The sequence below is a fragment of the Neobacillus sp. KR4-4 genome, from assembly GCF_042136325.1.
Classification (GTDB): Bacteria; Bacillota; Bacilli; order Bacillales; family Cytobacillaceae; genus Neobacillus.
The window spans coordinates 1-22530 of sequence record NZ_JBHHJU010000036.1 but is presented as its reverse complement, the minus strand read 5'-3'; the positions used below and the strand labels follow the sequence as shown (position 1 = coordinate 22530).

Here is a 22530-nt window from a genome sequence, read left to right as displayed (position 1 = left end):
ATTCTCCCATGAGAGTGTAATGAGGTAAAAGACGTAACCTTGTAAAGATTACGCCTTGTTGCTACTCTTTAATTTAACAGTGAACAGTGAATATTGTCTAGCCTAAGATGCAGGTCTTTTTATTCTGGAGTGGTCTCTCGGCCTTCTTCATTATCAGGATGTCCGCCATCCTGCTGTTCTCCTGCATTAATTTCTTCTTCTTGTTGCGGAGGAAGAATGGAAGCGATCACTTCATCATTTTCATGGTTAATTTGGAAAGTAGATCCTTGATTGAGAATGTCTGCAACGGTTAGCGTTTCGCCGACCTGCAGATTCGTCACATCGACCTCAATTTGTTGTGGGATATTATCCGGTGTCGACGTAATCGATAATTGATGGAGCGGTTGCTGTAAGACACCGCCATCTTTTACACCTGCTGCATCACCAGCTAAAACAAGTCTTACATCTACATTAATCTTCGAGGATTTATCGACTGCTAAGAAATCCACATGAATGATTTCTCTTTTAATCATATTCTCTTGATAATCGGTTAAGATTACATCTTGCTTGCTCCCATCAACATCTAAGGAGATGACTCCATTTCTGCCCACTTGACGAATTGTTTTTGTTAAGTCCGCCGCACTAACATACACTGGCTTACTATCAACTTTTGACCCATAAATGATGGCTGGTATATTTCCACCCGTTCTAATTTGTTTTAGTGCTGAGTGGCGCAATTCCTTCCGTTCCTTTGCTTGTAAAACTGTACTCATGATTAACACCCTCCTATTTTATCAAAAACCGTCTATATAAAAATGCCCCAAAACAGGGAGGTCTAAACATTTAAATTTGATCGTCTATCCAAAACAGGAGAATGCCGATAACAGAAATAGGATCCAGCCTTACTGGCCAGATCCTTAAACTTTTATCAATCAAACAACGTACTTACAGATTGCTCTTCGTGAACCCGAATAATTGCTTCACCAAGAAGCGGGGCAACGGATAGGTTAATAATTTTATCAATCTTTTTCTCTTCTGGAAGTGAAATCGAATTAGTAATAACTAATTCTTTGATTTTCGAATTTTGAATCCGTTCAATTGCAGGTCCAGAGAGTACAGGATGGGTACAGCAGGCATATACTTCAGATGCCCCGTTTTCGATTAAGGCATTTGCAGCTAATGTGATTGTACCAGCTGTATCAATGATATCATCAATTAAAATGGCTATTTTACCTTCGATATTACCAACAATATTCATTACTTCTGCTACATTTGGTCTTGGACGACGTTTATCAATAATCGCAATTGGAGCTTTTAAACGTTCAGCCAACTTTCGAGCTCTTGTCACGCCGCCATGGTCTGGAGAAACAATGACAATCTCCCCGTCGAATTCTCTCGCTTTAAAATAATCTGATAAGATCGGTACACCCATTAAATGATCGGTAGGAATATCAAAGAATCCTTGAATTTGTGGTGCATGCAGATCAAGACAAATCACACGGGTTGCTCCCGCTGTTTCAAGCAGAGTGGCCACTAATTTAGCTGTAATTGGCTCACGGGCACGGGCCTTACGATCCTGACGTGCATAACCATAATAAGGCATAACAATATTAATGGTCTTAGCCGAAGCTCTCTTTAACGCATCAATCATGATCAATAATTCCATGATATTTTCATTCACTGGCTGGCTAGTAGACTGGATGACATAAACATCACCGCCACGGATGCTTTCCTCGATATTAATTTGAATTTCTCCATCACTAAATCTTGTAACCGAACATTTACCTAATTCAACACCGATGAATTTCGCAATTTCTCTTGCAAGCGGGAGATTTGAATTTAAACTAAACACCTTAAGATTTGGGTCTAAATATTGATTCGACATGATAGCCTCCTAAAATCATTCACTTATTTCTTTAGATTCAGCTTTTGGACGTAATTTTCCTTATTTACTTGCTGTGCCCGGGCAATTGATAAGGCATCACCTGGTACATCTTTTGTAATCGTCGAACCGGCCGCCACATACGCACCCTTGCCAACGGTAACCGGGGCAACTAGATTTGAATTGCAGCCAATAAAGACTCCATCTTCAATCTTGGTTAAAAATTTATTTTTACCATCGTAATTAACCGTGATTGAGCCGCAGCCGATATTCACATCTGCACCTACCTCTGCGTCACCAATATAACTTAGATGGGAGGCTTTGCTTCCTTTTCCAAAGACGGCTTTTTTAATTTCAACGAAGTTGCCTATTTTCACTTCATCCTTAATAGTTGAGTCTGGGCGAATATGAGCAAATGGCCCAATATTAACGTGAGCACCGATAGAACTATTATGTGCAACGGATTGACGGACAACCGTTTCCGCACCAATTTCACACGAATCAATTTCCGAGTTTGGCCCAATCTGACAATCTGAGGCAATCACGGTTTTGCCTTTGATCATTGTTCCTGGATAGATCACCGTGTCCTGTCCGATTTCGACATCCGTTTCTATATAGGTGTTAGCAGGGTCAATGATGGTTACCCCGTTTCTCATATGAGCCGTATTCGTGCGAGCGCGCATAATTCGCTCTGCTTCTGCAAGAGCGACACGATCATTCACACCTAGTGTTTCTTCAAAATCATCTGTTTGGAAAGCTGTGACCACTTCCCCTTGCTTCTTTAAAATTTCAATGACATCGGGTAAATAATATTCACCTTGTACATTTTCATTCGAAACATTCTTCAATGCTTCAAATAAGGCTGTATTATCAAAACAATATGTCCCTGTATTGATTTCATTTATTTTTCTCTCGTCTTCAGAGGCATCTTTGTGTTCAACGATTTTTTCTACCAATCCGTCTGCATTCCGAATGATTCGGCCGTATCCAGTCGGATCTCCAATTTTTGCTGTAAGAATCGTCGCTTTAGCCCCTAATTCCTCATGATGTTTAAATAAAGCTTCCATTGTTTCGGCTCTGATTAAGGGGGTATCACCGCAAACAACAATTGTTACTCCAGCTTTGCCTTCAAGGATGCTCTGTGCTTGGCTTACCGCATGGGCGGTTCCTAACTGCTGATCCTGTAGAGCATATTGACTGCTGTCACCCAATTGGGCTTGAACCATTTCTGCCCCATGACCAATAATTGTGACAATTTCTTGTATATTAAGCTTCATTACTTGGTCAACCACGTGCTGTACCATTGGTTTCCCGCATACTGGGTGTAATACTTTATATAGCTTAGATTTCATCCGCGTTCCTTGTCCCGCGGCTAAAATTACGGCATAACGATTAGACATGGACAGTCCTCCAATTAACCTTTTTATCCATTAAAAATATTAACGTAATTGTGCGCTCTTTTCAAGGTATGTGAGGGAAGTGTCTATTTTTGTAATAATGAGTTAATTTATAATGGAGTGTCAAATAGGAGGCTGTTGAGAGGAGTATTTATGACTTTCATATGATGGTCTGTCCTTTGCACAGTAAAAAGAGCCTTCATAGAAGAAAGGCCCTAGTTGTAAAAATCCTTAGGAAGCTCCGGCTTCTTCAAATTCTACTTCCAATTCACCTAAACGGTGGTACTCAGCCAAAACAGCTTCTTGGATCTTACCGCGTGTACCTGAATTGATTGGATGCGCAATGTCACGAAATTCTCCATCAGGAGTACGTTTGCTTGGCATAGCTACAAATAAACCGTTGTTACCATCGATAACACGAATGTCATGAACGACAAACTCATTGTCCAAAGTGATGGATGCAATCGCTCTCATTCTCCCATCAGTGCTAACTCGGCGTAATCTTACGTCAGTTACTTCCATGTGCTCACACCCTTTTCTAATAGATAAAAAGCTAAGTAAATAAATTCAACAATTTTTTCAAAAATCCTTCTTTATTTTCAAAATATTTTTGAAAAATTGAGGCAAATTCGTGAACACTATGGAATGGAAAATCTAATTTCCTATTTAACGAGTGCGACTACTTCGATTTCCACTAATACATCTTTTGGCAAACGAGCAACCTCTACACATGAACGAGCAGGTTTATGTGTGGAGAAGTATTCACCATAGACCTCATTTAATGCTGCGAAATCATCCATATTTTTAATAAATACGGTGGTCTTTACCACTGTTTCAAATGATGCACCGGCAGCAGTTAATACCGCCTGCAAATTTTGGAATACTTGGTGCGCTTGTTCTTTAATATCGCCTGTTATTAAAGTTCCTTCCGCTGTTAATGGGATTTGTCCAGAACTGTAGAACAGATTATTAACAATAATTCCTTGTGAATATGGGCCGATTGCAGCCGGTGCTTGATTTGTTTGAACTACTTTCATATGTATTCCCTCCATCTATTTTTTAAAATAATTGCCAGCTTGAACATTAATCTTCTTTTCTTTCAAATCCACATTAGATAATTGCACGAGTGAAGTATATTCATCGACGAGCCGCTCTTGTATTCTTTCTGCCTCTACTAAAACAGCGATTCCCGCCAGATGACCATTGAATTCCTCAAGCAGACTGATCATTCCCATAACCGTTCCGCCGGCCTTCATGAAATCATCGACTACAAGGACGCGGGAACCTTCTTTCATACTTCGTTTTGAAAGGAGCATGGTTTGAATTCTTTTTGTTGAACCAGAAACATAATTAATGCTTACAGTTGGTCCCTCTGTCACTTTACTATCCCTTCTAACAATCACAACAGGAACATTTAACTGACTTGCTACTGCGTATGCAAGTGGAATTCCTTTTGTGGCAACGGTCATGACCACATCAATTTTTGCATCGGTATAGGCAGAGGCAATAATTCGTCCTGCCTTTTGGACCACCTGCGGATCGCCCAAAATATCCGTTAAGTATAAATATCCTCCAGGCAGGAGCCTGTCAGGATTAGCAATTAAATCACATAATTCATTGATAAACGGCGCTGCTTCTTCATGGCTTACTTTTACAAAGAATTTAACCCCGCCAGATGCCCCTGGCACGGTTTGGATCGTCCCAATTCCTCTATTTTCGAACGTCTCTTTGATGATTGCTAAATCTTCACTTATCGAAGATTTCGCAGACGCATAACGTTCAGCAAAAAAAGTGAGCGGAACTAATTGTCGAGGATGATCCAGTAAGTAATTTGTCATATCAATCAAGCGTTCACTGCGGCGAAATTTCATAACAATCCCCCAAAAACACGAATATTCTAACTTAAGGATACCATTTTCGTACGCCTTCAATCAAGTGAGTGTCGTTCTCCTAACATGCGAACGGCAAAGACTTGATCACAGAATCCTCTTAATCCGTTATAAATTCTGTGCATTCTTGAATCGTGTTGAACTATTCCAAACACCGTCGGCCCGCTCCCGCTCATTAAGACTGCATCCGCACCAAAACGTTTCATTTGTTCTTTAATTAGCGCAACTTCAGGATGGAGGTTTAAGGTCACCTCTTCTAAAACATTCCCCACGTTGACGCATACCTCTTGGTAATCATGTGCATTGATTGCTTCAATCATACCAGCGATATTAGGATGGACTGTTTCAGCAATATTCAGCCTGCGATATACTTCAGCTGTTGACACCCCTATAAAAGGCTTTGCCAGGATGACCCAGCATGTTGGCGGGGCAGGGATTTGTGTAATAATTTCTCCTCGCCCTTTTGCCAAGGCTGTCCCTCCATAGACACAAAAAGAAACATCCGACCCAATTTCGCTGCCCAGTTCGGCCAATTCATCCATAGATAATCCAAGATTCCAAAGTTTATTTAACCCTCTTAAAGTAGCCGCAGCATCACTGCTTCCCCCCGCAAGTCCTGCTGCAACCGGAATGGTTTTTTCAATCGAAATCTTCACACCCTGTTTGACATGAAATCGATCCTTTAAAAGCTGAGCAGCTTGAAAAGCTAAATTCCGCTGGTCATCCGGAACATAGCGATTGTGAGAAAGAATATGTATTTTATCATCATGTAATAACTCTAACTCTACCCGATCTGCCAAATCAATCGTGGTCATAATCATTTCCACCTCATGAAAGCCATCGGGGCGCTTGTGCAGAACATCTAATGCTAAATTTATTTTGGCCGGTGCTTTTACTAAAAGCTTCACTACGTCCACCTACTTCTATATTGTCCAGATCAGCGCTACGGGCGCTTCCACTTTTCTTTTTCCGAAAAATCCACATTTTGTCCTATTTTACCACAAAATGATAAAAGTAAGACGTGAGATATGCGAAAACCTCTCAAATTTCATAATTTATTATATGTTTTATATAAATAAGGTTAAATTTAGGAGAAAAAAGACCAAAGGAATATATTCCTCTGGTCTTGCTGCAGTAAGTGATTGAATATAATAATAAGCGGAACTCCTTTATTAAAAGTTAACCTCTTGGACTCCGATTGGCTAATTGTCCTTGTGCAAGTTCAACCGCACGTTTGACCATATTCCCCGCATCTTTGGCTTTGATGCCGCCCCATCCTTCTTTTTGAACAACATCATAAAATCCAAGTTCCTTTGCTAACTCTTCTTTAAAGTGACTGGACATGATTCCTCTTCTTCTGCCCATCTAAACAACCCCTTTCATACTACAGCATTCTTAGTATGGGAAAGATATTGGTATTTATGATGGATTGCCTAGATCGGCTCACTATTTCCAACAGCTTATTACTTCCGCTTAATAAATAGCAAAAAGCAGTAAACATTTGTTTACTGCTGTAGATTGCTTATATACTAATTTAAGGCTAAATGTCCTGATGCATCTTCGTAGAAAGTGATTTGAACTGTTTCTGTTAACACATCCGCATAGCTATAAGAAACACGTTCGAATGAGTTTTCATCCTGATCTAGTTCAATAACAAAAACAGATGGATAAGTTTCCGCTAAAACACCGGAACGTTCAATGGTTTTTCTACGTCCACCATTGGCTTTAAGCAGTAATCTTTTCCCTAAATTTGTGTCAAGAGCCTTTTTAATATCGGCTAAGGTTTTTGGCATTCGGTCCACCTCACTGTGTAAAGTATAACACACTGACATAGTTATGTCAAACAAAAACATAAATTATATCAGTCAAACAAAAAGATTGTCAATATGTTTTGTTCTACTTTTTCTTCTAAATTTCAACATTTTTATCTTGCCTTAAATCGCAGGGGATTATGTACCAGCCATTAAAATAAAAAAATAAGCCTTTTCGTTTTGGAAAGGCTTATTCATCTTCATCTTCTTCTTGGATTGGCCGATAAGGCATCCCTGTCCTTAACACTCCCTTTGTTTCGATCCCGCCAAGTCCCTTCTCCCCTGTTAAAGTGTTCCGTAATACATCCCATACATTGATCCGTTCCATGAATGGTGTAAAGCTAATTTTAGCAACAATATACACTGGGTCCAGAGCATGAATGTTAATCCTTTCTGGTGAACTAGCAAAATTGGCCCCAGCGTGAATCAATGATTCAAAATGTGATTGACATGCACCAGCAAAGATGACGAGCTGGTCCAAGTGAGGGATTCTTTTCCGTGCTTCCTTAACCGTTTGAACGAAATGCTTTGAGTGCCGGTAAGCGTTAATATCTGTCATCTTCCCTTTTACTTTTGAATATGCATCATGTCCAGTGATAACGAGTATGTCAGGACGATACGTGTCAATCAGGTCACCAATTCGATCAGGCATTTCCCTTTCATTACAGTGTAAGCCCATAACAGGGATACCCACTTTTTCATATACCGTCATACATTTCTTTAAATAGGATGGATCACCGTCTAGATGGAGAACCTTCCCTGGCATTTGAAAATAATTACTTGGTTTTACATAGCCGCCAGTTGCCGCGTATTCCTGCCGGTGCTTAATTAATTCCACATCTTGAGTAAACAGCCGAAATGACTGCTCCTCCAATGTCCGGTATTCATTCTTCAGCTTGGCTCTTTGATTATGGTCAATTACAACCAAATCCTCGTATGGAGCATCTGCTACGAGTCGAAAATCCTCTCCATATAGGACTGCAAACTTCTGGTCGTTCATTTTTCGGACATCAATTATTCGAAAGAGAATATCACAGTTATACGAGCGCCTGCCGACAATATCATTTATTTTTATATCCACTGTCGTCACTCCAATAAGACCAGCAAATAGGCCTAAATAAGGTTTCTCTCATAGGCTATGCAAATAACTTCCTCATTGTGAAAAAAAATAGACCCTTTGCGGGGGTCTATTGGAAAAACGGATATAATTCTTCGCTTAAGCGGCCAAATTCTTCTAAGGAAAGGGTCTCGCCTCTTCGAGTAGGATCAATCCCACTGGCACTCAGGGCTTGAAGGATTTCCTCCTTTTTTTGTTTCCCATCTGGCAGCTGACTTGTTAGATTATTGAGCAGGGTTTTCCGACGCTGAGCAAAACTTGCCCTTGTCACTTGGAAAAAGAACACTTCATCAGTCACTTTTACTGCTGGCTGTTCCCTCTTTGTCAAACGAATAACAGCTGAATCAACATTTGGCTGCGGGACAAACACTGTTTTCGGGACAATCATGACGGTCTCAGCCTCTGTGTAATACTGAACAGCGATGGAAAGAGATCCATAATCTTTCGTCCCAGGCTTTGCTGAAATACGGTCTGCCACCTCTTTTTGCAGCATACAAACAATCCCGCGGATCGGCAAATGCTCTTCAAGAAGTTTCATAATGATTGGCGTAGTTACATAATACGGTAAATTCGCAACAACCATGATATCGTTCGTTTCAGAAAATTCTTCAGCGATGACTTCGGCAACGTCTGCCTCTAGCACATCATTATGAATGACATTTACATTTGGATAGGGAGATAACGTGTCCTTTAGGATAGGTAATAACCGTTGATCGATTTCAAACGCAACGACTTTTTTACTCGTCCGGGCAAGCTGCTCAGTTAGCGCGCCAATACCTGGTCCGATTTCAATCGCACCAGAGTCTTCTGTTAAATCCGCAAAACTAACTATCTTTTTTAAAATATTTGTATCGATTAAAAAATTTTGACCGAGGCTCTTCTTAAATGAAAAACCATATTTATTTAGAATTTCTTTTGTCCTTACCGGGGTAGCAATATCTTTATTATTCATGTAGTTCCTCCTGACGTACAACCCTTAGTGCTTCTGAAAATTCTTGTTTACTGATTTGGAACATCATTAAGCGCTTATGGAGCTGTTTCCCATTTGTATATCCTATTTTTAAAAATTCACCCAGGATGATTCTTCTCTCTTTCGCTCCTTCGCCGCCAACAAGTCCAGCGGTAAGTAAGTCCTCTTGAGTGATTTCTTCTGTATACGTCTCACTCATAACCTGGGCGTCCTTTAGTGCCTCTTGGATTGCCTCTGGACTGGCATGTTCCACACCAAGGCTTTCACCTGCTTTTCCCATCGCCGCTTCCTTTGTTAAAAAAGCATGTTTACAACCAGGGACAGCTTCAGCAATGGTCTTCCTAATTTTTTCACCTGGAAAATCGGGATCGGTAAAGATAATTACGCCTCTTGTCTCTTGCGCACGCCGTACCTTTTCGATGGTCGTCCCATTTACAGCAGACCCATTTGTTTCAATTGTATCAGCATTTACTGCTCGTTTAATCGCTGTTGTATCATCCTTGCCCTCAACAACAATAATTTCTTTAATCTTCATTTTGTGAATGCAGGCCTCCGTAATAAAAATTAGAAAAGCGGAAGCGCCTTGATCAGGGGCGACAGGCATAAGACGAGCCGGCGAGAAGGTTGCTCTTTAACCTTCTTGACGGATTGACTTATGACCCCGAGCCCCTAGGCGCTGGAGCTAGACAGTTATCTAAGTTCAAACTTTCAAACTTAAATATTTTTTAAAAATTGAAAAAATCTTGAAACATTTTTGTAATGTCAATCGTCTATATTATTGAACGATTTCATATAATAAGTGTAACGAACAGATGAAATGATATGTATTCGTTGTTAGTATAAAGAAATTTATGAAAAAAGCAAAATGCAGAGGATAGGACCCTCTGCATAAAGGAAATTAATCTAATACTTTAATCTTTACTTTTTTCCGCCCCCAGCGGTATGCTTCACTTTTTGATGGCATGAATAAATCAATGATATATCCCTTAATAGCACCGCCTGTGTCACCCGCCACGGCGTAACCATAACCATCAACATATACCTTTGATCCGAGTGGAATGATTCTCGGGTCAACCGCGATTACCTTCATGTTCGGATTCGCCCGGAGATTAAGTCCTGTTGCTGTTCTTCCAGAACACCCATTGCAATACGCAGTATAGGCAGTTGCAGTCACATAAAACTCTTTTCCCGACTCATTAGCAGCACCACGGGAAACTTGTAATGATAAATCCTTCGTTCCGACAGCCACAACTTGATCTTGTTTCTCTGCAATCTTTTGCTCACTTAATAATTTTCTCGATACTTCTTTGCCATTTTCAAGCCAGACTTCATATTGTTTAGAAATGCGGCCTTTTTTACCTTTGGTGATGGTTTTCTCCTTGCCTTTTTCTAAACTTTCATCTTTTTTGGTTACCACAGCAAATTGAACAGGTTCTTCCACTACATCGGTGACTTTTTCTACCCGAATGACGTTAACAACACCATTCTTAGCAATGGTTTCTGTTAATGACGGTTCAACTCGGTCTAATTTGTTTAGCTTAATGCCCTGTTGTGATAAAAAGTCAGCGACCGTAGCCGAAGTGGCCCAAACTTGTTGCTTTTTACCGCCGTCAACATATGTAAGATGAAACGCCTTCTTTATTCCAACTTCCATCTTATCTTTAATTGCTGTTTGCGGACTAGGTGAGATTTCATCATGCTTGCTCAAAACAATTTTCTGCTCTTTTAGGAGTCCAGCTAATCTATCAGCTGTCGTCCAGATCGTTTTCTTCTCGTTGTCCTTGACAATGTGAACCTGTTTAGCTTGCTTCCATACGACCATTAGGTGGTCCTTCACCTTTGAATTCGCTTTTGGCTGCAAATAATCTTGTGAGCGGATGGATACATCCATTTCATCCAATAATTCATTGACTGTATCCGCATGTGTCTTTACGACCTTTTGCTGATTGTTAAGAGTGATGGCAACAGTTTTCTTTGACCCTTCATAAAAAAGAATTCCAAGAGATGTCAACAAAACTACGAAACTAGCAAAAGCAATGGTCAATGTCTTCCGGCTCAAAGACTTGGGAAACAGGTTTTTCATGTTTTTGAATACGATGAAAAACGCCTCCTTCTCTTAGAGAGATTAATGAACCATGCTGTCGGCTGTCTATCCTTGCATACTCTGCGAGGGTATTTTTAATTATGCACAAAGTTAGAATATTTGCAAAGAGAAACTTCTCGACACGGTTATCCTATGTAGAAAAGGAGACATGTAGAACTTTTAGTTTTCATTAAATTTTAAGACAAGCTTCCACTGCTTTCGACAAATTCCCCTATCATTTTATGGCGAATAATTTTTTAGCATTTCGTGTCGTTGCTTCTGCTACTTCTTCAAATGTCAACCCTTTTATTTCGGCAATTTGTTCAGCAACTAATTTTACATAACTAGGCTCATTTCTTTTCCCACGGTATGGATGAGGAGCTAAATACGGACAATCTGTTTCGATTAACAGCATCTCTAAAGGCACTTCAGCTGCTACTTCCTTCGGCTTTTTGGCATTTTTAAAGGTCACCGGTCCACCCAGTGAAATATAGAAGTTCATTTCCACACATTGTTTCGCCACTTCAGGACTGCCGCTAAAGCAGTGCATAATCCCGCCTACCTCTTCTGCTCCTTCCTCCTTTAAAATTCCCACGATATCGGCGGTTGCCTCCCGATTATGAATGACGATGGGCAGCTTCACCTTTTTAGCCAGCCTAATTTGTTTCCGAAAGACTTCCTTTTGGATATCCTTTGGTGATTTGTCCCAATGATAATCCAAGCCCATCTCACCAATGGCAACAACCTTTGGATGGGCGGTTAATTCCTCTATCCACACTAAGTCTTCTTCCGTCATGTCAATCGCATCAACTGGATGCCAGCCAATACAGGCATAAATAAACTCATAGGATTCGGCTAATTCCATAGCCCGTTTTATGGTTGGACGATCAAATCCGACAACCACCATATGTGTGACTCCCTCTCGGTTCGCCCTTCCAATCACTTCTTCTAGGTCTTCGTTGTACTGTGTATCATTTAAGTGTGCATGTGTGTCGAATAGCATAGTAAGTAAGAACCTCGTTTCCTTATTTTTCTCTAAATTGTGCACTTACGGCCATCTAATGTCAAAAAATCGAATAAAAAAAGGGAATGTCCCGATAAAATGTTTCACGTGGAACATCTAAAAGCGGAAGCGCCTTGCTCAGGGGCTTATAACCCCGAGCCCCTAGGCACTTGCATCTGGATATAACAAAAAGTAAAAGCGCCCTTATCAGGCGCCTTAACCTTAATTATTATTTTACTTTAGCACCATTTGCTAATGTCTGATCAACTGTTGCGAGGGAAAGTTGGCCATTTTTTGAGCCGGCTAAGATCATCCCCTGTGACAATTCGCCGCGCAGTTTGACTGGTTTTAGATTCGTAATACAAATCACCTTGCGGCCGACTAATTCTTCAGGCTTATAATATTGAGCAATTCCCGAAACAACCTGACGCTTTTCATAGCCTAAATCAAGTTGAAGTTTAAGGAGTTTATCTGCTTTTTTTATTGGCTCTGCTTGAATGACCTCCGCCACACGCAAATCTATTTTCATGAAATCATCAATCGCAATTTCAGCGATTTCTTCTGGTTGTTCTTCCGGCTTTTCTTCTTTCTTTTCTTCCTCTGCTGGCGCTGAGCCTTGCATTTTCGTCTTAATAAAGTCTACTTCTTCAGCAATTTCAAGCCTTGGGAAGATTGGCGCAGCCTTCTCGACCTTTGTTCCATTTGGTATCAAGCCAAAATCAGCAAGACTTTCCCATGCTTTTAGCGATTCCTCTTGAATACCCAACTGTGTAAAGATTGCATTCGGCGTACGGGTTAGAAAAGGCTGTAATAAAATTGCTATCCGTCGTAATGATTCAGCCAAATGGACCATTACACTAGCAAGATCCTCACGATTCGCCTCATCTTTCGCTAATGTCCATGGCTTTGTTTCATCAATAAATTTATTGGTTCGGCTGACTAACTGCCAAATCGCTGTTAACGCTACAGAGAATTCCATCTTCTCCATCGCTTCCTCATATTTTTGAACGGTTTCTTGATTCACTTGCAGCAGTGACGCATCAAATTCCCTAACAGAGCCAGTGTAATCAGGAATCACCCCGTTAAAATACTTCTCGATCATTGCAACGGTACGATTAAGCAGATTTCCTAAATCATTGGCTAAATCAAAGTTGATTCTTTCAACAAATCCTTCTGGTGTAAAGACGCCATCCGCTCCAAATGGAACTTCTCTTAATAAGTAATAACGAAGAGCATCGAGACCATAACGGTCAATGAGAGTAACAGGGTCAACCACATTCCCCTTTGATTTGGACATTTTTCCATCTTTCATTAACAACCAGCCGTGGGCAAAAACCTTCTTCGGAAGTGGAAGGTCTAAAGCCATGAGCATAATTGGCCAATAGATGGTATGGAAACGGACAATTTCCTTCCCAACAAGATGTACATCAGCTGGCCAATAGTTTTTGTATTTGGCATCATTTTCTGTCCCAAACCCCAGCGCTGTAATATAATTGGATAAAGCGTCAATCCAAACATAAATAACATGCTTTGGATTTCCCGGCACCTTAATTCCCCAATCAAACGTAGTCCTCGATACCGCTAAGTCTTCTAAACCTGGCTTGATAAAGTTATTAATCATCTCATTCTTACGAGATTCAGGCTGGATGAAATCAGGATTTTCCTCATAATATTGCAGGAGACGATCTACATATTTACTCATTCTAAAAAAGTAGGATTCTTCTTTCACTTTTTCAACTGGTCTTCCACAATCTGGACAATTCCCATCCACTAATTGCCGGTCAGTAAAAAAGGATTCACACGGTGTACAATACCAGCCTTCATACTGATCGAGATAAATATCGCCTTGTTCAAGGAGTCTTGCGAAGATTTTTTCGACAACCTGTTTATGCCTTTCCTGGGTTGTTCGTATAAAATCATCATAGGAAATATCAAGTTTATTCCATAACTCTTGAATACCATCAACAATATCATCAACATACTGCTGCGGAGTAATCCCCGACTCTTCTGCCTTTCGTTGAATTTTTTGTCCATGCTCATCCGTCCCAGTTAAGTACATAACATCATAGCCGCGCATCCGCTTATAACGTGCCATTGCATCACCTGCAACGGTAGTATAGGCATGCCCAATATGTAAATTTCCGCTAGGATAGTAAATTGGTGTTGTCAGGTAAAAAGTCTTTAATTTATTCTCCATTTGTATACCTCCAATAGTTGGCTAGCGCACAACCCTATTAAACCATTATTGCCTGTTTTTTCCCGTCTCTATCATCAAAATATACCTAAAAATCAACTTTTGTGCAAGGAGACACGCTGTCGTTCACTTCCGGTTTTATAAAATTATTACCGCTTACACCCATAATCGCTTTACTACCTTCGAAGTATTTGTAGTTCAATAGTATCAAAATATGCAGGAATTTGTCGAATAACATCAGGATGAACAAACGATTCCTCAAAGGCCAATTATACTATTTATTGGTATAATTTAGATAACTCCCAGATAAAACGTCGCCACATCAACACTTTTCTAGCCTAAAAAATACCAGTATTATTTTTCAAGATTTAGTAATTGACGGATATGGGAATATCTTGTATTATAAGGTTATGAAAATTTTGTCGAATATTGACGAATAAATAGATAGAGAAAAATATGTTCATAATATGAGAGGAGCTACAAAAATGAAATCTACAGGTATCGTTCGTAAAGTTGATGAGTTAGGCCGTGTGGTAATTCCAATCGAATTAAGACGTACTCTTGGTATCGCAGAAAAAGATGCTCTTGAAATTTATGTGGATGACGAGCGTATCATCTTAAAGAAATACAAGCCAAATATGACTTGCCAAGTAACAGGAGAAGTATCAGATGATAATCTATCTCTTGCTGGCGGTAAATTGATTCTAAGCCGCGAAGGTGCAGAACAATTAATTAAAGAAATCCAAAACAACTTTGAATTAGTAAAATAAGAACAGGCTCCAGCATATTTGCTGGAGCCTTTATACTTTTCATATGATAATTTAATTATTTGACATGATAGGCCTGATATACATCTCTCTTATTCATTTCACGGTCTTTTGCCGTTAACTTAATCGCTTCCTTCGAAGGTATATTTTTTTCAGAAATATAATGATTTACATGTTCTTCAAGCGTTAAGTTTTGCCACCAGCTTGGTGCTTCCTCCTGCTGCTGGTCTGTCCCTTCAACAATCAAACAAAACTCCCCGCGGATTTCATCCTGTTGAGTCCAAGCGATTACTTCATTGATTGTTCCTCGAATAAATTCCTCATACTTTTTCGTTAATTCCCTGCATATGGCCATATTCCGGTTTCCCAGTACATCTGCCATAATGGATAAGGTTTCTTTCAACCGATGCGGAGATTCATAGAAGATTAACGTTGCCGACTGCCACTTTAAAGCTTCTAATTCCAAACGCTTCTCCTTCTTATTTCGATTTAAAAATCCAAAAAAGTAAAAGGGCTGACACGGCAAACCTGAAGCAATTAATGAGGTTAATGCAGCGTTTGCACCTGGCAAAGGAACGACTGTTACCTTTTCCCGTGTAGCAGCTAGTACCAACTCATAACCAGGGTCAGAAATTGCAGGCATACCCGCATCACTTACAAGGGCTATTTTTAACCCTTCCTTTACCTTTTGAATCAATTTATCACCGCTTGTTTCTTTATTATGCTCATGATAACTGACCACAGGTGTTCCAATTTCAAAGTAATTACACAGTTTCTTTGTATTTCTTGTATCTTCAGCAGCAATTAGATCTGCCTCTTTTAATAATCGAATTGCTCGGAAACTCATATCTTCTAAATTTCCTATCGGGGTAGGAATTAAATATAAGATCCCCTTTGTTGCTTCATTTTCAAAGCTCTTTTGCTGCCACATCACAATCACCCTTTTCGCGACTTAAAAACTCATCTTTTTTCTTTCTTGTTAGCCGCTTAAAATTATATTCTGCCCGGAGCGCATCCCCTTTATTTTCAAAACATTGATAGTATGTAAGTTCGACTGGGCCACGGCCCCGTGTATACTTTGCGCCTTTTCCTTCATTATGCATCTTGATCCGCTTTTCCAGATTATTCGTATATCCACCATACAAACTACCGTCCTTACAGGTGAGCACATAAAAAAAATGTTCATTTTTCTCCATATAGAATCTCTTTTATTTCTGAAGTATATTCATTAGTTTCATTATAGACAAATAACGGTGGGAGAATTTTTAAATCTGGACTGCCATCCTTGATTGCCTCAATCAAAAGAGTATTTGCCTCTTTTCCTTTCTTCGGATAGACAAATTGAATCCGTTTTGGTTCAAGCCGGTATTCTCTCATCAGTGTAATGATATCCAATAGTCGTCCTGGCCGGTGGACAAAGGCGACCTTTCCGCCTTGTTTCACTAATTGACTCGAGGCTTTAACCGCGTCTTCTAATGTGCAAAGAATTTCATGGCGAGCAATGGCTAGATGTTCATTCGGGTTCATTTCTTCCTTAGAAGGCGTGGGAAAATAAGGTGGATTACATGTAACAACATCAAATTTTCCATATCCCAGTTGCTTAGGAATCTCCTTAATATCACCATGAATCATTTTCAGTTGGCTCTCCAGCTGATTATATTCAATACTTCGAACGGCCATATCGTACAATCGTTCCTGTATTTCGACACCGGTTATTTGCCCTTTCGTACGTGCACTTAAAAATAAAGGGATCACACCATTCCCACTGCATAGATCAATTAAGTTACCTTTCTGAATCGGAACATAGACAAATCGTGCAAGTAAAACAGCATCAAGGGAAAAGGCAAAAACGGATGGACTTTGAATAATCCGTAAGTTTTCTGCTAACAAATAATCTAACCGTTCATCTTCCTTTAAGTTAACCAAGGTTTCCATCCTCCAACAAAATGTATGAAAATAGAGGCTGATTATTTTCAGCCTCTTAAAGTTATTTCTTATTTAAAAAGGAAAGGCAGAATAAGCAATCGCCTTCTTTGCGTAAACTTCCAAAATGAAGGTTACAAATATGAAAACCTTCATGATATAGACGGGCAAGGTTATCATATCCTTCCCCTACATCAAATGGCTTTACACCAGAAGTCTCGGGCACAGAGGACCCTTTTTTATTCTCTGCTTCTTTCTTTTCCTCTTCGGTTGTTACATCTAAACGGCGTCTCAAATGTTCATTTTCTAGCTTTAAATAATGATTCTCTTCTAGTATCTCGGCTAAATGCTGCTTTAATTCTCCTAGCTTTTGGTAAAGATGGCCAATTTGTGTTTCCATATTACTTACTGATTCAAATATTTCTTTTTTATCCACGTCTTCCACCTCATTAATCTGTGGATTGTATAGAAAAGGCACCTTCTTTATTGATTTCCTCCAAGGTATACTCCAGAACACGTTCCTGTTCCTTTAGTTCCACCTGTAGTACCCGCTCTAATATATTTAATCCTACTACTTTTCCTTTACCTTGCGGTGTTTCAATGATTTCCCCTAAATCCGGCAGCAATGCTTTTGCAGATTCATATTCATCATTTTCATATTTTAAACAGCACATTAATCTGCCGCATAATCCGGATATTTTTGTAGGATTTAATGACAGGTTTTGGTCCTTTGCCATTTTGATCGAAACAGGATCGAAATCCCCTAAGAAGGTGGAACAGCATAACATTCTGCCACATGGACCAATACCGCCAAGCATTTTCGCTTCATCCCGAACACCAATCTGGCGTAATTCAATTCTCGTCCGGAAGATAGCTGCTAAATCCTTTACAAGCTCACGGAAATCAACTCTTCCATCAGCAGTAAAATAGAAAATCACTTTGTTTCGATCAAATGTATATTCAACATCAACTAGTTTCATATCCAGCTGATGCTCATTCACTTTTTCATTACAAACCTCATAAGCTTCTTTGGCGGCTTGCTTATTCTCTTCAACGATCATCTTATCCTTCGGGTCGGCAATTCTAACCACTTTTTTGAGTGGAAGGACAACATCATGCTCCTCAACCTGTTTGCGAGCAATTACTGCTTTGCCATATTCCACTCCACGAACTGTCTCGACAATGACAAAGTCGTCTTTTTCAATGGAGAGTTCTCCTGGATCAAAATAATAGATTTTCCCCGCTTTTTTAAAGCGTACTCCTACAACATCATACAAATGAAGATCCCTCCTGCAATTTTAACACAAGCTGTTCCATCATCAGCTGAGGATTCATATTCCTCTCCAGCTTCCTCTTTGCATCAAGGATAGCTGACATTTGATCCGATATGCGCCGTCCAGATGTATGCAGGGCAAATTGTCGAAGCCGTTCACTTTCCTCTCGAAAAACAATTTGCTCCTGCCTATCTAATTGTATATATAGTAAATCCTTAAAAATAAGAAGTAAAAGGTCTAAACCACGATGTATCTGTTCTTTCTCTTTAAAGTGTGAGAACCAGTCAGCCTGAAGCGTTACCATTGCCTCTAGCGGATTTTTTTTCAACACCTCATATAATTTTACCACTATTTTTTGGGCTTGTGCAAACCATTCATCGACATTTAAATTTTGGGCTTCTTCTAAACTGTTGGTCAATTGTGCTAGCAATGGAGCCTTTTGCGGTTCTACGCCGTTTTCCACCAATTGTTTAATCATCACTTGTGGTGATAAGGGATGAAATGTAAGTATTTGGCATCTTGAAAGAATGGTTGGTAATATTTTTTGCGGCTGTTCTGTTAAGAGAAAGGCAACCGTCCCGGGATTTGGTTCCTCTAAGAATTTTAGTAAACTATTGGACGCACTAACACTCATTTTATCGGCATGGACAAGTAAATAAACCTTTTTCAGAGATTCTAATCCCTTTTTAGAAAACTCTACCTGTAGGTTTCTAATTTGGTCAACCTTAATGGATAACCCCTCTGGTTCGACAATATGTACGTCGGGATGGTTCCCATGGTTGATGCGCCGGCAATTGCTGCATTCCTCGCATGGCCGGTACTGATCAACGATTGCTTCACAAAATAGCGATTTTGTCAGTAACAACGCGATTTCTCGCTTCCCGGTCCCTCTGATGCCCTCAAGAAGGTATGCATGGGCCACTCGATTTTTCACTAAACTGTTTTTTAGCATTTTTAACACAGTTGGCTGAAGCTCTTCTAGTTGCTCCCATGATTTTCCCAAGTTCATCACTCACTAACCTTATTATAATAACGGATCTATTGTTTATTTTAAAAATGCATGTATTGTTCGATTGGTAGGACGAATACGGTGGCTCCGCCTACTTCCACTTCTACTGGATAAGGAACATAGGAGTCAGCGTTCCCGCCCATGGGCGATACTGGGGCAACTAACTGCTCTCTAGCCCTGCAGTTATCCTTAATGATCTGGAGGGCCCGGTCCACGCGGATATCCTCTGTACCAATCATAAAGGTCGTATTACCCGACTTAAGAAATCCACCTGTACTAGCTAATTTGGTTGCTCTAAAATTATTATCTACTAGTGCCTTTGATAATCGATTACTATCCTGGTCCTGTACGACAGCTATGATCATTTTCATCCGAACCACCCTCTCCTTTTTTATTACTAGTTTCGTTTCTTATATTATAACAGGTAACAGAGCTCCTTACATTCGTAATGACAGATTCTTTAGGATAAAAAAAAGCCCTACAGTGAAGGCTTCCTTGTTGTTAGTGTTTCTTCAATGACCTTTATCGTTTGCTGAAAAACCTCTTCCACCGTACCCGAAGCATCAATGCATCGTATTCTCTCTGGAAAACGGTCAATTAATAGATGATATCCTTCACTTACCTTTTTATGGAATTCCAAGTTTTCCAAATCTAAACGATTGATTTCCCGGCCTTTATTTTTATTGATCCGCTGCAGACCCAACTCTGGCTCGATATCAAAGTAGATAGTTAACTCTGGCATCAAATTTTTAATGGCAAATTGATTGATCGCAAACACCTCATCAATCCCTAATCCGCGTGCATGACCTTGATATGCTAAAGAACTGTCAACGAACCGGTCGCACAAAACGATTCTCCCTTCATCTAGTGCCGGTTTTACCTTTTCTATTAAATGCTGTCTTCTAGCAGCAGCATAGAGTAACGCTTCCGTCCGGGGGTCCATGGCCGTATTCTCTTTTGCTAATATGACCGTTCGAATCTGTTCTGCAATATCAATACCACCTGGTTCACGGGTAAGAAGGACATCTCCAAGCTGATTTGCTACCATATCAATAATTGTAGACTTACCTGCACCATCCGGTCCCTCAAATGTAATAAATAATCCATTGTTCATTTATATAATCCTCCAAAACTGTATCTTGCTCTTTTAGGCTGTGCAATAAATCTTTATGTAACCTTCTTTTAACGAAGATTCTCCTTGAAACCTTGCCCCGGTTTGTATTAGGAGGCTAAGCTGACTGAGCCTTTCTTTTGTGACTCTTTCTCCCTTTAATAGCAAAGGGATACCTGGCGGGTATGGAATAATGGTTTCGGCACATACCTCTCCTAACGCTTTAGTTATTGGTAGTTCCTTTATCTCTAGATTCTCCATTTCTTTAAAGGGAATGGCTAAAGTGGAGATTTTCTGCCTGACTGTTTCAAATATCTCATGAGGAGTATGTACTGGCAAGCCAGCCAGTGCCTTTTTTATTTTCAAAAGTGTTTCTTCAAAAGGGAACCTTTGCCCCTCTTTAAGTAAAGGTAAAATAAGGAGCACATTATTCGGGTCAGCTAATTCTGTAAAAATCGCTGCCTCTTCCAGCCTCCGTTGAAGTTCAAATCCATTTAAATGGCACCGGGACTGAATCGTTATTTTTAGAGGGTCGCCGCTCTCGTTAGGATAGTCAAGCACCCTAATGGCCGGAATCTTCACCAACTCGTCCCTAAAACGTCTGATTTCCGTTAAAAGAAAGGTTACATCTTCATGCGTAAAGGCACTTAAATAATTCCTCGCCAAATCCAGAGATGCCATAATAGGATAAGACGGGCTGCTTGATTGGAACATAGCGAGGTATTCCTCCAGCTTATTCCGATTAACTAAATCACTATTAATATGTAAGTAGGAGCCCATTGTCATTGCTGGGAGAATCTTATGCGCGGATTGAACCACAATATCTGCACCTAATTGAAGAGCGGAAGACGGGAAGGGATCGCCAAGGATGAAATGCGGCCCGTGAGCCTCATCCACTAGTACCAAGATATTGTGCCGATGCGCTTCATCTATTATTTCTTGTAATGCATATCCCAAACCATAGTAGTTGGGATAGGTCAGAATGAGTGCCTTCGCATTAGGATATAGACTGATAGATTCTTTGACTGTTTCTAAACTGATTCCAGAGGGAATTTTCCACTCTTGGTTATATTCAGGCTCTAGAAAAATAGGATTGGCCTTCGCCAAACTTAGACCATTCAGAACAGACTTATGACAATTCCTTTGGACGAGAACTTTTGTCCCTTCCTCACATGCTGCCATAATCATTGCTAGATTTCCGACAGTTGAACCATTCACAAGAAAATAACTTCTTCTCGTCTGATAGAGGTCCGCTAATAGCACTTCTGCCTCTAGAATCGCCCCTTCGGGTGAGTGCAAGTCATCTAATCCCGATAATTCAGTCGCATCTATTTCTAGGATATTCTGAAAATAGCGGTGAGCTTTGGGTTGAAGCACTTCCCCATATTTATGTCCAGGAACATGAAAGGAAACTGGTCTTTTATTTATGTGTTGACTCAAAGCATCATATAATGGTGTTTTTGATTGATTATTCATTCATTTACTTCCTTCTTAGTGTCTAATTTATTCTAACAAAAAAACGATCCCCTTTCTCATTTGACTGAAAAAAAATAAGCCCATAATGGACTTTTATGAAAAAATTTCTGGCGTGGTTATTTTTTTCAGCTGTTTAAGAAAATATTTATATTTTGGATCCTTTGTATCTGTTTGTATTAAATCATTTTCACATTCTGTACAAATAAATGAAGTATATAGATGTATGCCTTTTGGTTTTAAATTCTCACATATAACACACATTTCCTGATGATATTTCTGTGCTAAAAATGAACTCAATCCCTCCACCTCCATACATCCATTCTGCCCGGAAAATTTTAATTGTATGCAATTTTTCGAATAATCTTTTCGCGCCATCTTAATTAATATAGTATGTAACAGTTCACGATTGGGTGTATGTCTATTCGTAATTTCTTTAAAAACACTTCGTACTTTTTACTATTGTTATTGTCCTTATTAAGAAAACACAAAAAAACAACCTTTTCAGGTTGTCTTTGATATGCCTGGCAACGTCCTACTCTCACAGGGACGCGTGTCCCAACTACCATCGGCGCTGAGAAGCTTAACTTCCGTGTTCGGTATGGGAACGGGTGTGACCTTCTCGCCATTGCTGCCAGACTATTTAAT

Annotated in this window: 26 protein-coding genes and 1 rRNA gene; 1 reads left to right on the top strand and 26 read right to left on the bottom strand. The window is 39.9% G+C overall.

Going from position 1 to position 22530, the window contains the following annotated elements; translation table 11 throughout:
- Positions 1 to 119: 119 nt before the first annotated feature.
- From ACE198_RS24995 to metG, 15 genes are all read right to left on the bottom strand, one after another.
- Entirely contained in the window at positions 120 to 752 is a 633-nt protein-coding gene (locus ACE198_RS24995; protein ID WP_098576763.1) for a 50S ribosomal protein L25/general stress protein Ctc, read from the bottom strand.
- 155 nt (positions 753 to 907) lie between these two features.
- Positions 908 to 1864 (bottom strand): ribose-phosphate diphosphokinase, encoded by a 957-nt coding sequence (locus ACE198_RS24990; protein WP_375377439.1) that lies wholly within the window; start codon positions 1862 to 1864, stop codon positions 908 to 910.
- Positions 1865 to 1887: 23 nt separating this feature from the next.
- Positions 1888 to 3261, bottom strand: coding sequence for a bifunctional UDP-N-acetylglucosamine diphosphorylase/glucosamine-1-phosphate N-acetyltransferase GlmU (gene glmU / locus ACE198_RS24985; protein ID WP_375377438.1), 1374 nt, complete (start codon positions 3259 to 3261; stop codon positions 1888 to 1890).
- 228 nt (positions 3262 to 3489) lie between these two features.
- Positions 3490 to 3780 carry a septation regulator SpoVG gene (spoVG, locus tag ACE198_RS24980; RefSeq protein WP_026565468.1) on the bottom strand — a complete coding sequence of 97 codons (291 nt, stop codon included), beginning with the start codon at positions 3778 to 3780 and terminating at the stop codon, positions 3490 to 3492.
- 140 nt (positions 3781 to 3920) lie between these two features.
- The gene (locus tag ACE198_RS24975; RefSeq protein ID WP_251463040.1) at positions 3921 to 4295 is read right to left on the bottom strand and encodes a RidA family protein; all 375 of its coding nucleotides are present in this window, start codon (positions 4293 to 4295) and stop codon (positions 3921 to 3923) included.
- Positions 4296 to 4310: 15 nt separating this feature from the next.
- Positions 4311 to 5129: a pur operon repressor gene (gene purR / locus ACE198_RS24970; RefSeq protein ID WP_375377437.1), complete on the bottom strand. Its 819-nt coding sequence runs from the start codon at positions 5127 to 5129 to the stop codon at positions 4311 to 4313.
- A 56-nt stretch (positions 5130 to 5185) separates the two neighbouring features.
- The gene (gene ispE, locus ACE198_RS24965) at positions 5186 to 6055 is read right to left on the bottom strand and encodes a 4-(cytidine 5'-diphospho)-2-C-methyl-D-erythritol kinase (protein ID WP_375377436.1); all 870 of its coding nucleotides are present in this window, start codon (positions 6053 to 6055) and stop codon (positions 5186 to 5188) included.
- Positions 6056 to 6326: 271 nt separating this feature from the next.
- The gene (locus tag ACE198_RS24960; RefSeq protein ID WP_098576757.1) at positions 6327 to 6512 is read right to left on the bottom strand and encodes a small, acid-soluble spore protein, alpha/beta type; all 186 of its coding nucleotides are present in this window, start codon (positions 6510 to 6512) and stop codon (positions 6327 to 6329) included.
- 164 nt (positions 6513 to 6676) lie between these two features.
- A complete protein-coding gene (gene veg / locus ACE198_RS24955; RefSeq protein WP_066249244.1) occupies positions 6677 to 6940 on the bottom strand; it encodes a biofilm formation stimulator Veg in 264 nt (87 codons plus the stop codon).
- A gap of 208 nt (positions 6941 to 7148) precedes the next feature.
- Entirely contained in the window at positions 7149 to 8039 is an 891-nt protein-coding gene (gene yabG, locus ACE198_RS24950; RefSeq protein WP_483870694.1) for a sporulation peptidase YabG, read from the bottom strand.
- 106 nt (positions 8040 to 8145) lie between these two features.
- Complete coding sequence (rsmA, locus tag ACE198_RS24945) at positions 8146 to 9027, bottom strand: 16S rRNA (adenine(1518)-N(6)/adenine(1519)-N(6))-dimethyltransferase RsmA (RefSeq protein ID WP_375377434.1); 882 nt, start codon at positions 9025 to 9027, stop codon at positions 8146 to 8148.
- Positions 9020 to 9580 (bottom strand): ribonuclease M5, encoded by a 561-nt coding sequence (rnmV, locus tag ACE198_RS24940; protein WP_375377433.1) that lies wholly within the window; start codon positions 9578 to 9580, stop codon positions 9020 to 9022. Before rnmV ends, rsmA begins: the two co-directional genes overlap by 8 nt.
- A gap of 363 nt (positions 9581 to 9943) precedes the next feature.
- On the bottom strand, positions 9944 to 11128 hold the full coding sequence (locus tag ACE198_RS24935) for a ubiquitin-like domain-containing protein (protein WP_375377432.1): 1185 nt from the start codon (positions 11126 to 11128) through the stop codon (positions 9944 to 9946).
- 235 nt (positions 11129 to 11363) lie between these two features.
- A complete protein-coding gene (locus ACE198_RS24930; RefSeq protein WP_375377450.1) occupies positions 11364 to 12131 on the bottom strand; it encodes a TatD family hydrolase in 768 nt (255 codons plus the stop codon).
- Between the two features lie 229 nt (positions 12132 to 12360).
- The gene (gene metG, locus ACE198_RS24925; RefSeq protein ID WP_375377431.1) at positions 12361 to 14328 is read right to left on the bottom strand and encodes a methionine--tRNA ligase; all 1968 of its coding nucleotides are present in this window, start codon (positions 14326 to 14328) and stop codon (positions 12361 to 12363) included.
- Positions 14329 to 14810: 482 nt separating this feature from the next.
- Here metG and ACE198_RS24920 point away from each other — a divergent pair, with 482 nt between their 5' ends.
- A complete protein-coding gene (locus ACE198_RS24920; RefSeq protein WP_098576751.1) occupies positions 14811 to 15095 on the top strand; it encodes a transition state genes transcriptional regulator AbrB in 285 nt (94 codons plus the stop codon).
- A gap of 55 nt (positions 15096 to 15150) precedes the next feature.
- Here ACE198_RS24920 and rsmI read toward each other — a convergent pair whose 3' ends face one another.
- The 11 genes from rsmI to rrf all read right to left on the bottom strand — a co-directional run bounded on the left by rsmI (position 15151) and on the right by rrf (position 22521).
- Entirely contained in the window at positions 15151 to 16023 is an 873-nt protein-coding gene (gene rsmI / locus ACE198_RS24915) for a 16S rRNA (cytidine(1402)-2'-O)-methyltransferase (protein WP_375377430.1), read from the bottom strand.
- Positions 16001 to 16288, bottom strand: a complete 288-nt coding sequence (locus ACE198_RS24910) for a GIY-YIG nuclease family protein (protein WP_375377429.1) — start codon at positions 16286 to 16288, stop codon at positions 16001 to 16003. The genes rsmI and ACE198_RS24910 overlap by 23 nt, the downstream gene beginning before the upstream one ends.
- Positions 16275 to 17018, bottom strand: coding sequence for a tRNA1(Val) (adenine(37)-N6)-methyltransferase (locus tag ACE198_RS24905; protein ID WP_098576748.1), 744 nt, complete (start codon positions 17016 to 17018; stop codon positions 16275 to 16277). Before ACE198_RS24905 ends, ACE198_RS24910 begins: the two co-directional genes overlap by 14 nt.
- 61 nt (positions 17019 to 17079) lie before the next feature.
- Positions 17080 to 17451 (bottom strand): DNA replication initiation control protein YabA, encoded by a 372-nt coding sequence (gene yabA, locus ACE198_RS24900; protein ID WP_375377428.1) that lies wholly within the window; start codon positions 17449 to 17451, stop codon positions 17080 to 17082.
- Between the two features lie 13 nt (positions 17452 to 17464).
- A complete protein-coding gene (locus ACE198_RS24895; protein ID WP_098576747.1) occupies positions 17465 to 18292 on the bottom strand; it encodes a PSP1 domain-containing protein in 828 nt (275 codons plus the stop codon).
- Positions 18285 to 19292: a DNA polymerase III subunit delta' gene (gene holB, locus ACE198_RS24890; protein ID WP_251463019.1), complete on the bottom strand. Its 1008-nt coding sequence runs from the start codon at positions 19290 to 19292 to the stop codon at positions 18285 to 18287. Before holB ends, ACE198_RS24895 begins: the two co-directional genes overlap by 8 nt.
- Before the next feature lie 47 nt (positions 19293 to 19339).
- Positions 19340 to 19669, bottom strand: coding sequence for a cyclic-di-AMP receptor (locus ACE198_RS24885; protein WP_026565487.1), 330 nt, complete (start codon positions 19667 to 19669; stop codon positions 19340 to 19342).
- Between the two features lie 107 nt (positions 19670 to 19776).
- Positions 19777 to 20412, bottom strand: a complete 636-nt coding sequence (gene tmk / locus ACE198_RS24880) for a dTMP kinase (protein ID WP_098576746.1) — start codon at positions 20410 to 20412, stop codon at positions 19777 to 19779.
- Between the two features lie 33 nt (positions 20413 to 20445).
- A complete protein-coding gene (locus ACE198_RS24875; RefSeq protein WP_375377427.1) occupies positions 20446 to 21885 on the bottom strand; it encodes an aminotransferase class I/II-fold pyridoxal phosphate-dependent enzyme in 1440 nt (479 codons plus the stop codon).
- Positions 21886 to 21978: 93 nt separating this feature from the next.
- Entirely contained in the window at positions 21979 to 22197 is a 219-nt protein-coding gene (locus tag ACE198_RS24870; RefSeq protein WP_098576744.1) for a sigma factor G inhibitor Gin, read from the bottom strand.
- Between the two features lie 207 nt (positions 22198 to 22404).
- Positions 22405 to 22521, bottom strand: a 5S ribosomal RNA gene (gene rrf / locus ACE198_RS24865).
- Between the last annotated feature and the right edge of the window lie 9 nt (positions 22522 to 22530).